The 13,901-nt window shown below is 65.2% G+C and carries 13 protein-coding genes; 2 read left to right on the top strand and 11 right to left on the bottom strand.

What is annotated here, in order from left to right; translation table 11 throughout:
* Nucleotides 1-28: 28 nt before the first annotated feature.
* Nucleotides 29-724 carry a cAMP-activated global transcriptional regulator CRP gene (gene crp / locus ACVWWQ_RS07590; protein WP_099652783.1) on the top strand — a complete coding sequence of 232 codons (696 nt, stop codon included), beginning with the start codon at nt 29-31 and terminating at the stop codon, nt 722-724.
* A 186-nt stretch (nt 725-910) separates the two neighbouring features.
* Here crp and ACVWWQ_RS07585 read toward each other — a convergent pair whose 3' ends face one another.
* The 11 genes from ACVWWQ_RS07585 to ACVWWQ_RS07535 form a co-directional block, all read right to left on the bottom strand.
* The gene (locus ACVWWQ_RS07585; protein ID WP_457383408.1) at nt 911-1,603 is read right to left on the bottom strand and encodes an HAD family hydrolase; all 693 of its coding nucleotides are present in this window, start codon (nt 1,601-1,603) and stop codon (nt 911-913) included.
* Between the two features lie 5 nt (nt 1,604-1,608).
* Nucleotides 1,609-2,403 (bottom strand): indole-3-glycerol phosphate synthase TrpC, encoded by a 795-nt coding sequence (gene trpC, locus ACVWWQ_RS07580; RefSeq protein ID WP_133948344.1) that lies wholly within the window; start codon nt 2,401-2,403, stop codon nt 1,609-1,611.
* 64 nt (nt 2,404-2,467) lie between these two features.
* Nucleotides 2,468-3,538 carry an anthranilate phosphoribosyltransferase gene (trpD, locus tag ACVWWQ_RS07575; RefSeq protein WP_133948346.1) on the bottom strand — a complete coding sequence of 357 codons (1,071 nt, stop codon included), beginning with the start codon at nt 3,536-3,538 and terminating at the stop codon, nt 2,468-2,470.
* Complete coding sequence (locus ACVWWQ_RS07570; protein ID WP_133948348.1) at nt 3,535-4,131, bottom strand: aminodeoxychorismate/anthranilate synthase component II; 597 nt, start codon at nt 4,129-4,131, stop codon at nt 3,535-3,537. The genes trpD and ACVWWQ_RS07570 overlap by 4 nt, the downstream gene beginning before the upstream one ends.
* Nucleotides 4,132-4,223: 92 nt before the next feature.
* Nucleotides 4,224-5,342 carry an FAD-dependent oxidoreductase gene (locus ACVWWQ_RS07565; protein ID WP_133948350.1) on the bottom strand — a complete coding sequence of 373 codons (1,119 nt, stop codon included), beginning with the start codon at nt 5,340-5,342 and terminating at the stop codon, nt 4,224-4,226.
* Nucleotides 5,339-6,595: a dicarboxylate/amino acid:cation symporter gene (locus tag ACVWWQ_RS07560; protein ID WP_099652834.1), complete on the bottom strand. Its 1,257-nt coding sequence runs from the start codon at nt 6,593-6,595 to the stop codon at nt 5,339-5,341. Before ACVWWQ_RS07560 ends, ACVWWQ_RS07565 begins: the two co-directional genes overlap by 4 nt.
* Nucleotides 6,592-7,371 carry a L,D-transpeptidase family protein gene (locus tag ACVWWQ_RS07555; protein WP_099653361.1) on the bottom strand — a complete coding sequence of 260 codons (780 nt, stop codon included), beginning with the start codon at nt 7,369-7,371 and terminating at the stop codon, nt 6,592-6,594. The genes ACVWWQ_RS07560 and ACVWWQ_RS07555 overlap by 4 nt, the downstream gene beginning before the upstream one ends.
* Before the next feature lie 137 nt (nt 7,372-7,508).
* Nucleotides 7,509-8,360, bottom strand: a complete 852-nt coding sequence (locus ACVWWQ_RS07550; RefSeq protein WP_099652835.1) for a MurR/RpiR family transcriptional regulator — start codon at nt 8,358-8,360, stop codon at nt 7,509-7,511.
* Nucleotides 8,361-8,448: 88 nt separating this feature from the next.
* A complete protein-coding gene (locus ACVWWQ_RS07545) occupies nt 8,449-9,540 on the bottom strand; it encodes a dipeptide epimerase (RefSeq protein ID WP_099652836.1) in 1,092 nt (363 codons plus the stop codon).
* Nucleotides 9,541-9,592: 52 nt separating this feature from the next.
* The gene (locus ACVWWQ_RS07540) at nt 9,593-10,996 is read right to left on the bottom strand and encodes an SH3 domain-containing protein (protein ID WP_133948351.1); all 1,404 of its coding nucleotides are present in this window, start codon (nt 10,994-10,996) and stop codon (nt 9,593-9,595) included.
* Between the two features lie 26 nt (nt 10,997-11,022).
* Nucleotides 11,023-12,180 (bottom strand): DUF819 family protein, encoded by a 1,158-nt coding sequence (locus ACVWWQ_RS07535; RefSeq protein ID WP_133948352.1) that lies wholly within the window; start codon nt 12,178-12,180, stop codon nt 11,023-11,025.
* Between the two features lie 160 nt (nt 12,181-12,340).
* On the opposite strand from ACVWWQ_RS07535, the gene ACVWWQ_RS07530 reads away from it, so the two are divergent.
* Entirely contained in the window at nt 12,341-13,867 is a 1,527-nt protein-coding gene (locus tag ACVWWQ_RS07530; RefSeq protein WP_133948354.1) for a transglutaminase domain-containing protein, read from the top strand.
* Nucleotides 13,868-13,901: the final 34 nt, after the last annotated feature.

Raw genomic sequence — 13,901 nt, 5'->3', positions numbered from 1 at the left:
TGTCGAGAATTACCTTTAGGGGGTACCCATGGCTCAACTCAAGTATCAGCTGCAGCAGGCTTTCGATCGCTCACAAGCCCCGCTGGGCTTCGCGCCTGACCCGGCATCCATGGAACGATTTCTGGGCCTGTGTCACCGGCGCCGTTATCCGGGCAAGACCGCCATCATCCGCCCGGGCGACCCGGCCAACACCCTGTATTACGTGGTGGATGGCTCGCTGGCGGTGTGCACCGAAGATGAGCAGGGGCGCGAACTCATCCTTGCCTACATCAGCCGCGGGCAGTTCATCGGCGAGATGGGACTGTTCGTCGAGCAGGCCCAGCGCGAATCGATGGTCCGCACGCGCACGGCATGCGAAATGGCAGAGATCAGCTACGAACGACTGTTCCAGCTGATGGAAGGTCCGCTGCGTGAGGAATGTCCGAAAATCCTGTTCGCCATCGGTGCGCAGCTCACCGACCGCCTGCTGCGCACGTCGCGCCAGGTCAGCCGCATGGCGTTCATGGATGTCACCAACCGGATCTCGCGCACCTTGCTCGACCTGTGCCAGGAGCCGGATTCGATGACCCATCCGGATGGCACCCAGATCCGCATCTCGCGCCAGGAAGTCAGTCGCATCGTCGGCTGCTCGCGCGAAATGGTCGGCCGGGTGCTGAAGCAACTGGAAGAGCAGCGCATGATCGACGTGGCTGGCAAGACCATCGTGGTACGCGGCACGCGCTGATCGTTGACACGGATCGCCATCGGCGACCGGACTTTCAAGCGCACGGGAGGCGAGCCCTTCGCCGCCTTGCCGCGATGCACAGGTTTCAACCGGTGCTGCGACGGCTCTCCGTCAGGCGGAACAGCCCGGCTGCGGCCGGTGCCGGCACCGCAATCGGGAATATGGCGCGGACGCCGCGCAGGAACGCTAGAACCACTCGACGCGAGTGACCGAGCGACCCAATACCTTCTCGACCTTCTTGCACAGTGACGGCGTGCCGTTGACCAGCACCGCCTCGGCGGCCTGTTTCATCATGGCCACGTCGTACATCGAATCGCCGTAGACCACCTGCCATGCGGTGACGCCATGTTCGGCCAGCGACTGAACCTTGCGCCGGCCCACGTTGTGTCGCAGCGGGCGCATGCCAAGCCAGCCCGGACGCAGCTGCGAAGCCACCACCTCGAGATGGGTCAGACCCAGTTGTTCGAGGATGCCATTCACCAACGTGTGCTCACAGCCGGTCACCACGATTACGCGGTCGCCCTGTGCCTGATGTCGGCGCAGCGCCTGCAAGCCATCACGACAGAACTGTTTCGGCCGTCGCGCCAAGGCGGCGGCGAATGTCTCCGCAGCGACGCGATAACTCCGCTCACTCAGTCCGAACAGGGCGATGCGCACCAGCACGCGCACCGGCAGCCGGCGCGAAAATGGCAGCTGCAGCAACAGCAAGGGCACGCTCAACAACGCAAGCAACCGACGCCACAGTGAACGGTAGCGTTCCCGCACGAACAGATAGAACGCGTCGCCATGGATCAGCACGCCATCGAAATCGAACAGGACGACACGTGGCAACGCCTCCTCCGCGTCGTCCGGCAACACCTCTGCATCCCCCATCAGCATGATGTTCACGGCGTGGCAAACAGCCGCCGCAGTTCGCTGCCCGGGTCTTCGGCACGCATGAATGCCTCGCCGACCAGGAATGCCTGGATGCCACCCTCGCGCAGGCGCGCCACGTCGTCCGGCGTGTGGATGCCGGACTCGGCCACCAGCACGCGGTCGTATTCCATCAATTCCTGCAGCGCCAGCGAGGTTTCCAGCGACGTCTCGAAGCTGCGCAGGTTGCGGTTGTTGACGCCGATCAGCGGCACCGGCAAGGCCAGTGCGCGCTCCAGCTCTTCCTCATCGTGCACTTCGCACAACACGTCCATGTCCAGCTCGGCCGCCAACAGCGAGAGCTGCAGCAGCACGTCGTCATCCAGTGCGGAAACGATCAGCAGGATGCAGTCGGCGCCGATCGCCCTTGCCTCGTACACCTGGTACGGATCGATGATGAAGTCCTTGCGCAGCACCGGCAGCGAACACGCCGCACGCGCCTGCTGCAGGAACGCCTCACAGCCCTGGAAGAAGTCATTGTCGGTCAGCACGGACAGGCAGGCAGCACCGGCGGCCTCGTAGCTCGCCGCGATCGCGGCAGGATCGAAGTCGCCGCGGATCAGACCCTTGCTCGGGCTGGCCTTCTTAACTTCGGCGATTACCGCGGGCAGGCCCGCGGCAATTTTCGCCTCGATCGCCGCGCCGAAACCGCGGGTGGGCGGAAGCGAGGCGATGCGCTCGACCAGCGCGTCTTCGGAGACGAGCGCTCGGCGCTCGGCCACTTCTTCCGCCTTGCGGGTCAGGATGCGATTGAGAATGTCGGTCATGGCATATCACTGATGGATGGTGCGCGATCGGTGCGCGAGGGAGTCCGTGGCAGCACGCGTGAGGTCAATCGCTGGCGGGCGCCAGACCGGCAAGCTGCCGTGTAACCGCCACGAACGCCCGCATCTTCGCATGCGCTGCGCCGCTGGCAATCGTCGCACGCGCCAGCTCGATGCCATCGGCTATCGACCCCACCACATCGGCCGCGTACAACGCCGCGCCAGCATTGAGGCAGACGATGTCATGCGGTACGCCCGGCTCACCCTGCAATGCGTCCAGCAGCATCGCCCTGGACTCTTCCGCGTTGTCGACCCGCAGGTTGCGGCTGGATGCCATCGCCAGGCCGAAGTCCTCCGGCTCCACCTCGTACTCTCGGACCACGCCGTCGCGCAACTCGCCGACCAGGGTCGCCGCGCCCAGCGAAATCTCGTCCATGCCGTCGCGACCCCAGACCACCAGCGCATGCCGTGCACCAAGCTGCTGCAGCGCGCGCACCTGGATGCCGACCAGATCGGGATGGAACACTCCCATCAGGATGTTCGGCGCGCCGGCCGGGTTGGTCAGCGGGCCGAGGATGTTGAACAGCGTGCGCACGCCCATTTCCTTGCGCACCGGTGCCACCACCTTCATCGCCGGATGATGGTTCGGGGCGAACATGAAGCCGATGTCGGTCTCGGCCATGCACGCGGCGACCTGCGCCGGCGTGAGGTCGATCGATGCGCCCAGCGCCTCCAGCACGTCGGCGCTGCCGGATTTGGATGACACGCTTCGGCCGCCGTGCTTGGCCACCCGCGCACCAGCTGCCGCCGCGACGAACATCGAGGCGGTGGAGATATTGAAACTGGAGGCACCGTCACCGCCGGTACCGACGATGTCGATGAAGTGATCGTGCGCCGGCGCCTCCACCTTCGCCGACAGCTCGCGCATTACCCGCGCCGCGCCGGTGATCTCGCCCACGGTTTCCTTCTTCACGCGCAGGCCGGTGATGATCGCCGCCGTCATCAGCGGAGTCACCTCGCCACTCATGATCTGGCGCATCAGCGCGATCATTTCGTCGTGGAAGATCTCGCGATGCTCGATCGTGCGCTGCAGGGCCTCCTGCGGCGTGATGGTGAGGTTGCGCGTCGCCGCGCTCATGCCGCCGCCCGCAGCGGCTGGCCCAGGAAATTGCGCAGCAGGTCATGACCATGCTGGGTGAGGATCGATTCGGGATGAAACTGCACGCCCTCGACCGCCAGCGTCTTGTGGCGCAGGCCCATGATCTCGTCGATCGTGCCGTCCGGATTCTCCGTCCACGCGGTGACTTCCAGGCAATCAGGCAACGACGATTTCTCGACCACCAGCGAGTGATAACGCGTCGCCTCGAACGGGTTCGGCAGCCCGGCAAACACGCCCTGCCCGCGATGGATCACCGGCGAGACCTTGCCGTGCATGATCTGTTTCGCGCGAATCACCTTGCCGCCGAACACCTGGCCGATCGCCTGATGGCCAAGACACACGCCAAACACCGGAATCTCCCCGGCCAGCTCACGCAGCACATCCAGCGACACGCCCGAATCATCCGGCGTGCCGGGTCCCGGCGAAATCATGATGTGCGATGGCCGCAGCGCACGAATGGCGGCGACGTCCAGCGCGTCATTGCGCACCACCTTGACCGTCTGCCCCAATTCGCCCAGATACTGCACGAGGTTGTAGGTGAAGCTGTCGTAGTTGTCGATCATCAGCAGCATGGCGGGTATCGCTTCCGTGGTTTTGGCGCAGTGCGTCATGATAACCACAGTACGCCCCGCCGGGTTCCCGCGTGAGCCGACGACGCCGTTGCTCAGCCGCGTGGCGCCAGCATCGCCGCCGACACGCCCGCGTCCACCAGCGGTGGCGGCAGCGGCAGGCCCAGCGCGATATGGGCGCAGGCCTCGGCCATCGCGGCGCTGGTCTGGATGCCATAGCCGCCCTGCGCAGCCACCCAGAAGAAGCCGGGCGCATCCGGCGCGAAGCCGCCGACCAGGTCGCCATCGGCGACGAAAGAGCGCAGCCCGGCCCAGGTCCGCCGCGGCCGGCGGATGGTCATCGTGGTGGCTTCCTCGATGTTGTGGATGCCCAGCGCGATGTCGTATTCCTCCGGCTGCACGTCGTGCGGCTCGACCGGATCGGCATTGGCACAGGAGCCGAGCAACAAGCCCGCGTCCGGCTTGAAGTAGAAGCTCTCGTCGAAGGCATTGATGAACGGCCAGTGTGCGGTGTCGAGGTTTTCCGGCGGATCGAACACGAAGGCGGAGCGCCGTTTGGGCGTGATGCCGATGGGAGCAACACCCGCCAGTACCGCGACCTGATCGACCCATGCGCCGGCCGCATTGAGCAGCAACGGTGCGCGGAACGTATGCTCGCCGTCGTCCACCTGCCAGCCTGCCGCGCCATGACGGATCGCGCGGATGTCGACGTTGAGGCGCAACTGGCCACCGCGGGCGCGCAGGCCGCGCAGAAAACCTTGATGCAGTTCGTTGACGTCGATATCGGCGGCGCCCGGCTCATGCAGCCCGATCTGTGCAAAAGCGGGTTTCAGTACCGGCACGGTGGCCTGCAGGTGCGCGGCATCGTGCAGTTCGATGTCGCGGCTGTACGGCACGATCGCGTCGTACAGCGCGCGCACCTCGTCCGCCTGTGCGGCGGTACCGATCAGCGTGGCACCGCGTGGCGTGAGGATCGGCTGCGCCGCGAACCCCGCCGGCGGGCAGGCCAGGAACGGGCGCGCGGCACGGGTCAGCGCGCGCACCTGCGGCGAGCCGTAGGTTTCGCTGAACAGCGCCGCCGAGCGGCCCGTGGAATGCATGCCGGCATACGCTTCACGTTCCAGCACCAGCACCCGCGCATGCGGCGCGAGGAAATAGGCGACCGACGCGCCGGCCATGCCGGCACCGATCACGATGGCATCGAAGTCATTCATGCGACGGGCTCTGTTGATTCGGCGGTATCGCGCCGTGACTGCCGGTTGACCACGCTGGTGGCGGTGAGATCGGCGGTGACATTGCCCAGCGTGGCCAGCGCATCGGGAATGGTATCGACCGCCAGCATCAGGCCGAGCGGACTCAGCGGCAGACCCATCGCCTGCGCCACCGGCAGATTGGTCGCCACGAAGGTGACCTGCCCCGGCAGACCCACCGAACCCAGGCTGATCACCACCGCCAGCAATGCGCCGGCCAGCAGCTGCGCGGTGGACAGGTCGATGCCATATGCCCAGGCGATGAACACCGCCGAAGTGACGTATTGCACCGGGCTGGTCAGCCGGAACAGGCTCACCGCCATCGGCAGCACCAGCGCGGCGACCTGTTTCGGATAACCCAGTCGGCGATCGGCGCTTTCCAGCATCGCGGGCAGCGAAGCCAGCGAGGACTGCGTGCTGATCGCCACCACCTGCGCCGGCACCAGCGCCGGCACGAAGCGGCGCAACCGCTCGCCACCGAAGATCAGCGCCACCGGCAGCATCATGGCGGTGACCGACAGGTACAGCAGACACTCCACCAGCACGTAGACACCGAGCGCGCTGAGCATGCCCAGCCCCGAGCGGGCGCATACGGACAGGATCAGGGCGAACACGCCCAGCGGCGCCACCCACAACACCCAGCGCACGATCACGATCATCGCATCGGCGATCGCCTGGAAGAATTCCACCAGCATCGCGCGGCGCGTCGGCTCGATCCGGGTCAGCGCGAAACCCAGGAACAAGGCGAACACCACCAGCGGCAGCATTGCGCTCTGCGCAGCGGCCATGACCGCGTTGTTCGGCACGATCGCCACCAGCGTATCGACCCAGTTCGGCGCCACTTGCGCGGCGGCAGGCATGCTGGCGTGATCGAGCGCCGTGATCAGCGCGGGGTTGTGCGGAAACAGCGAGAACACCAGCGGTGCAGCCAGCGCCGCAAACAGGGCGCCGCCGGTCAGGATCACCATGAACGTCACGATCGCGCGGCGTGCAATACGCCCGGAAGCGGCCGCGTCGGTCGCCGTGTTCACGCCAACCACCACCAGCGCCAGCACCAGCGGCACCACGGTCATCTGCAGCGCGTTGAGCCACAACTTGCCGATCGGCTGCACGACGTTCGCCACCTGCAGCGCCACGCTTTCATTCCAGCCGGCCAGCAGCAAGCCGATCACCGCACCGGCAGCCAGTCCGGTCAGCACCCGTGAGGTTGCACTCATCGTGCAGCACCTGTCGCGGCGATGGCCGGCAATTGCCATTCCCCGCGCAGCCGTTCGTATTCGGCCTGCGGCAACAGGACGAAGACCGGATGATCCTGCGGCTTCAGCCACGCCAGCAACGATTGCATCACTGGCGGCGTCATCGCGGTGCAACCGGCAGTGGCATCGGTGGGCGACTTCCACAGGTGCGCAAAGATGCAGCTGCCGCCGTTCGGTACCGCCTGCGGATTGTTCTCGATCACGAAGCCCATGCGATAACGCTGGTCGCCATTCGCGTGCAGGTCACGACGCATCGGTTCGGTGGAACCCTTCGCCGCGTCGGCACCGACCACCTTCGTGTCGACAATCTGGTTGTAGTGCTTCGCACCGCTGACGTCGACGCAGTACTCGGTGGCATTGAGCGCCAGATAGGGCATCGCGGTAGGCACGCTGGCGGCGTATCCGAAGGTGTCGCCGATGCGGAACACGCCGGCCGGGCTGCGATTGTCGCCCTCGCGCTTGATCGGGCCACCCTGCGGTTGCGGGTTCAAACCCAAACCCCAGCCCGCTCCGTTCTTGCCGATGGTCACCGGTGTGGCGGCGCGCACTTCGCGCCAGCCATCGCCATCGCGCGTGAACGTGCGCAGGGTGCCGTGGTCGACGTCCCAGCCCGGCGTGGTGACCAGGATCATCTGGCGGGCATCGCGCCATGGCGTAGTCGCCGCACCGGCGTGTGCCGTGCCAGCGACTACGGTGGCAAGCGTTAAGGCGACAAGAATTCGGCAGCGGGCAGTCATCGGCTTTTCATCCGGCGGGTATGAAGTCATGCAACGCGTAGGAGCCCGCTGGCGGGCGATGCTCTTGTTCCGGGACGCCATGACTGGAGCATCGCCCGCCAGCGGGCTTCTGGCACGGCACGATTCGCTCGGCACGGCTACGGCTCCAGCATCAACTGGATGCGATCGAGATTGGCCAGCAACTGCGCATGCCGATCCTCGTGGCCTTCGCACAATTGCACGAACACGCCGTCGAGCAGGTGTTGCAGCGACGACTGGTACAGCAGCGGCTGGATGTACGGCAGTTCGTCGTGAGCCGATACCACCAGCGCCAGATCCGCCAGCGTGCGCAGCGGGTTGGCGGTATGCCGTGTCACCGTGATCACCTGGCCACGGCGCTCGCGGAAGTAGCGACTGATCTTGCACAACGCCGGATGATTGCCGTGTTCGGAGAACACCAGCAGCACGTCACCGGCTGTTGCCGCGGAGACATTCGCGGTCATGCGCGAGGTGTCGAAGTTGTGCACCGTGAGGATGCCCAGCAGCGACAGCTTCAGCGCGAAACCCCGCGCATAGATGTCGTCTTCACCGAGGCCGATGATGAACACCTTGCCGGCGCGGCCGGCCTGCGAGATGGCCTCGGCCACCGCTAGCAGGGTTTCCGGCGGATTGATCAGCCGGGTCGCCTCCTCGGCTTCGGACTTGCGCCGCCACAGATAGCCCGGCGACGAGCCCACCTCGTCCACCGCGGCCGCGAATTCGGGTGTCTCGCCATGGTCGGCGCGGGCGATCGCCTCGCCGACGGAATACTTCAGGTCGGGATAGCCCTTGAACCCCAGCTTCTGGGTGAACTTGACCACGCTGGACTGGCTGATCCCCAGCGCGTTGGCCAGTTGCTGCGAGGAGTAGTCGCGCAGCAACTGCGCGTTCTCCAGCACGAAGTCGGCAATACGCCGCTCCACCGCCGACATCTGGTCGCGTTCCGAACGGATTTTGACCAGCGGTGACATCAAGCTTCCATCCTCTCCAGACCCCGAAAAAAGCCATGGTGCCGCAGCGAGAGCGCTGCCGGGCATTCGCCGCAGGCGTGCACTTGCCTCACAGCTTTTCCAGCCCGCGGATCTCGCGAATGCCCAGGCCGGGCGCATCCGTCACCGAGATTTCGGATTCGTTGAAGATTACCCCACCGTCGACCGGATTGAACTGGCACAACGAGGGTCCGTCGAGGTCGATCTTGGTGATCACGTTGGATTTGGCCACCGCCACGTGCACGGCAGCGGCCACGCTGATGCTGGTTTCGAGCATGCAGCCGATCATGCACTCGATGCCATACATGCCGGCGATGTCGGCGATCTTGATCGCATTGGAGATGCCGCCCGTCTTCATCAGCTTGATGTTGATGATGTCGGCCGCGCGCATGCGGATCAGCTCGATCACTTCCATCGGGCCGAACACGCTTTCGTCGGCCATCACCGGCGTGTGCACCCGTTCGGTGACATAGCGCATGCCGGCCAGGTCGCGCGCCTTCACCGGCTGCTCGATCAGCTCCAGCTTGATGCCGGCATCTTCCAGCGTTTGCAGCGCATACACCGCCTGCTTGGCGGTCCAGCCCTGGTTCGCGTCCAGCCGCAGCAGCGCGCGCCCTTCGACCGCCGCGTAGATCGCCTTGACCCGGTCGATGTCGACGCCGATGTCCTTGCCGACCTTGATCTTCAGCGACTCGAAACCGCGCTCCACCGCCGACACCGAGTCGGCCACCATCTTGTCGATGTAATCGACGCTGATGGTGATGTCGGTGGTGATCACCGGATCGCCACCGCCGAGCAGCTTGTACAACGGCGCCTTGTACAGCTGGCCCCACAGGTCGTAGATCGCGATCTCCACCGCCGCCTTGGCGCTGGTGTTCTTCTCCATCGACGACTGGATCAACTGGGTGAGATGGTTGAGGTCGGCGATCTCCTGGCCAATCAGCCGCGGCGAGATGTAGTGACGGATCGCATCGATGATCGAGCCATGGGTATCGCCGGTGATCACCGCGGTGGCCGGCGCCTCGCCATAACCCACGTGACCGCAGTCGGTGTGCACCATCACCACGATGTCCTCCACCGTGTTGACCGTGCGCAGCGCCGTCTTGAACGGTGTTTTCAGCGGAACCCGCAACATGCCGAACTGGATGTCGGTGATTTTCATGGGCAAACCTTCATGGAATCGGTGTCCTGTTTTTCTTCTTGGCTCAGCCGGCTCAGTTTCGAATGCGCACGATGCTGGTCATGCGATCGACAAAGGTCTGCTGGTCGTTGAACAGCATCGGCAGCAGCGGGGTGACCGATACGGCATTGAGTTTGACGTGGGCCTTGCTGCCGTCGGCCTTGCGGTAGCTCATGCCGCCGACGTCGTGGATCACCCAGGGTTGACCCTTGTATTGACCAATCACCATCATCACGTGGCCCGGGATGTAGACCATGTCGCCCACCTGCAGCGCATGGGCGGCCTTGATCCGCTCCTCGCGACTGTCTTTCGCGGTGAAGGCGCGATGCTCCAGCGCCGGGCTGATCGCCTGCTTGCTGGTGTTGCGTGGCATCTGCACGCCCATGCTGCGATACACGTCGGAGACGAATCCGCTGCAATCGCGCCCGTCATAGGCATGACCCCAACCGTAGCGCTCGCCGAGGAACTTGAACGCCTGGCGGATGAGGTTGGCGCGGGTCAGCGGCAGGTAGTCGGCCGCGGTGTCAGTGTTCTTCTGCAGCAGGGCGGGACTGAAACTCAGCGAGCCATCGGCCTTGCGCACCGGCAGATTGAGTACGTAGGTGGCGTACGGTGTCTGGCCGTTCACCGGCTGGTTCGGTGGCAGGTCGGTGACCAACGGCACGCGTGTCCCCATGTCCAGTTGCAACTGCGACACGGCCGGCACCTCACGGGTGAACACGGTGCGCACGCTGTCGCCGGTGACGATGCGGTACGGTTTCCGCCCGGCGTAGCCGAATACCTCGGCGGCACTGCCTTCGGCCACGTTGTTCTTTTCGGTCCAGGCCGCATACCGCGGACTGACCACGAACAGCCACTTGCCGTCGGCGCTGGCATGGGCGATCACCACCGGCGTGCCGGGGAATTCGGCGGTTTCCTGGAAGCGGTCGATGTCGGTGTCGCCGCGCTCGCTGAATACGCGCAGCGTGGTCGGGAATGTGCGCAGCGCGGCACGCTGCACGATCAGGCCGTAACGGGTTTTCTGCTGGGCGGGAATACGGTCGAGCGCGCGGTTGCCGACGATGCCGTCCAGCATCGCGGCGGTCACCGGCTTGCCATCGACATCGAACAGTGCGCGATCCGGCCGCGCGCCCAGCTCCGTGATCCACTGCTGGACGCGGGAACGTTCCAATGTCGTCGGCAGCGCTTGCAGGTCATGCATCGACGGGTCGACTTGCAGCAGCCTGGCGTTCTGCGCCTCGATCGCGGCCCGATCCAGGATGACCCGATCCGGCTGCGCCTGCAGGCCGACCCAGAACGCCGGCGTCAGCTGCGCGTCGCCCACGCCCAGCACGCCCGACGGTGGAATGGCCAGCGCGTCACCGGAGTCGCGCGCGAGCAACGGGGTACCGATCAGGGCCAGGGCGAGCGCCGTGGCGGCAAGCAGGGGAAGTCGCATCATTCTCGTCCTTTGTCGAGGTCGCATCAGGGAAGCGCCAGCGCCGACAGGATCGACGCCACCAGCAGGCCAAAGCCCGTACCCACGATGTAGCCGAGCAGAGCCAGCAGAATACCCACCGGCACCAGGGCGGCCGAATAGCTGGCTGCCAGGATCGGCGTGGCGGCCACGCCGCCAATATGCGCCAGCGAGGAAATCCCGCACAGATACAGATCGAAGCGAAACAGTTTGGCGAAACCCACCAGCAGCACCGCGTGGAGGGCAATCACGGTGATTCCGCACAGCAGGTACAGCGGCGCGGCGCCGATGCCGTGGAAATTGCTCTGCGAAGCGAGCACCGCCACCACGCTGATCAGCATCGCGCTGGAAATGGTGCTGGCGCCGGGGAACCGCGCCAGCGGCGTATGCGCTACCAGCAGGCCGCAACCGGTGGCCAGCAGGATCGTCCAGGTGGTGGCGCCCAGCATGCCGCTGACCGGAAGTCGCGCGGCCAGCCAACCGGCCAGCGCCGCCACCGCCAGCGCCATGCCCAGCCACAGCAGCACGCTGTCGTAGGTGATCGGCGCACTGGTTCGGGTCGGCGCCAGCGGAATGTCACCGCTGGATTTGGCCCGCGTCCAGCGATTGAAGGCCGGCGCCAGCCGCGCCACGGAAAACAGCACCACCACCCACATCGAATAGCCGATCGCGTCGGTCAGCAGAGACATCGCCAGGTGGGCATCGGACATGCCGATCGCCTGCTTCACCGCGATCATGTTGGCGCTGCCGCCGACCCAGCTGCCGGCCAGGGCGGCCAAGGGATGCCAGTCGTCGCCGGGCAGCCAGTGGCGGTAGATCATGAAGGTGGCGATGAAGGCCACGAACAGGCTGATCGAGGTGCAGGCGAACACGCCCAGCACGCGCGGACCCAGTTGCCAGATCGCCCGCAGATCGCAATTGATCATCAGCAGGAACAACAGCGCCGGCACCGCCTGCGAGACCAGCGTGGATTGCGCCGCCCTGATGTCCGCATTGACCTGCCACAAACCGGTGGCCGCCAATGCGGTCACCAGCAGATAAGTCAGCACGATGGGCGGCAACACCGAGAACAGCTTCCAGCCGAAGCGGCGTTCCAGCGCGGGGAACAGTCCGGCGGCAAGCAACATCAACGCCAGATAGGGCCAGACCGTGTGGATCACATGCATCCCCTTGTGGATCGTTCGCGGCTATCCGCTGGTGGGCGATTTTCGACCACCAAGGAATAGGTGATTCTTGTCGACTTCAATTGAAGCATAAATTATTGACCAGTATTTGCAAGCGTGTTACACAACGGTTTCGGGGGATTTGTCGCGGGGATGTTTGTCGATGGATACGTTGCTGCCTGTCACGCCGGTAATACGCCGCCACACTCGGGAACGGTGCCTTGTCGGCTGCCTGCTCGCCCTGCTGATCACGCTGCCGCTGGCCCATGCGGCCGGCGACCAGCAAGGCAAGTCGCTCGCCCCCATCATCGCCCAGATCGACGCCGGTCACTTCCATGCTGCCGACGCGTCGATCACCCGCGCGCTGGCGCAACCCCACCTGCCGGGCGACACGCAGCGGGCGCTGGCATTCCAGCGCGAACGCATGCGCCGGATCCTGCTCGACTTCACGCTGAGCCTCGACGAGGTCAAGGCGCGCGTACGCAAGCAGATTCCCGACCTGACCGATGCCGAGTTCGAAAAATGGAACGCGGCGGGCCTGTTCGAGCATCAGGTGATCGACGGCAAGACTCTCTACTTCAAGCGCTCACCGGGCAACCTGTTCCAGCTCAGCGCCGAGGCGCTGGCACGACGTGCGGACCAGAGGCCGCTCAGTCAGGGGCCGATGGAAGCGCTGAACGATCATCAACGCACGATCTACAAGACGGCCCTGGCCGAACATCGCAGCAGCGTGCTGCCGCGACGGCTGCGCATGACCCAGACCCTGACGGTCGCCGCCGATGCGGTGCCCGCCGGGGAGATCGTGCGCGCATGGATTCCGTATCCGCAGGCGGTGCCTGGCCAGCAGGAAGACATCCGTTATCTGGCCAGCGTGCCGGCGAAGCACCAGATCGCCGCCGCGTCCGCGCCACAGCGCACGGTGTATCTGGAGAAGCAGGCGCAAGCGGGTCAGAAGACGGTGTTCTCGGTCACGTACGAGTTGACCCAGTACGCGCAGTACCACGCCATTGATCCGGTACGCGTGGTGCCCGCCACCATCACTCCTGCGTTGGCGCCCTTCGTGGCCGAGCGCGCACCGCATGTCGTGTTCACCGAGGCGATGCGCGCGTTCTCGCGCAAGGTCGTCGGCGATGAAAAAAACGCGTACCGGATCGCGCAGAAACTGTTTGCCGCGGTCGATCAGATTCCGTGGGCCGGCGCGCGTGAGTACTCGACCATCTCCAACATCAGCGACTACGCGCTGCATGCCGGCCACGCCGACTGCGGCCAGCAGACCCTGTTGCTGATAACCCTGCTGCGCCTCAACGGTATTCCCGCGCGCTGGCAGTCCGGCATGGTGTTTTCCAACGACGGTACCGGCTACAGCAACATCCATGACTGGGGTTTCCTGTACCTGGCGCCCTACGGCTGGGTGCCGATGGATGTCACCACCGGCCGCCTGCACCCGACCGCGACGGATGCCCCCGCGCTGGAATGGTTCTACCTCGGCGGACTCGACGACTACCGTCTCGCCTTCAACAGCGACTTCCAGCGCCCGTTCCAGCCAGCCAAGCAGCAGTTCCGCTCCGACGACGTGGATTCGCAGCGCGGCGAAGCCGAATGGAAGGGCGGCAACATCTATTTCGACCAACTGGATTACGACTTCGACTGGCAGGTCCTGCCAGCGGCGCAGGGAAGCAGCAGCAACTAACCGAAAGCCTTCAATAGACATGGCATCGACGGCG

Source organism: Rhodanobacter sp. TND4EL1, assembly GCF_054061035.1.
The sequence above is the reverse complement of the archived record's forward strand: the minus strand, read 5'-3'. Positions and strand labels throughout refer to the sequence as shown.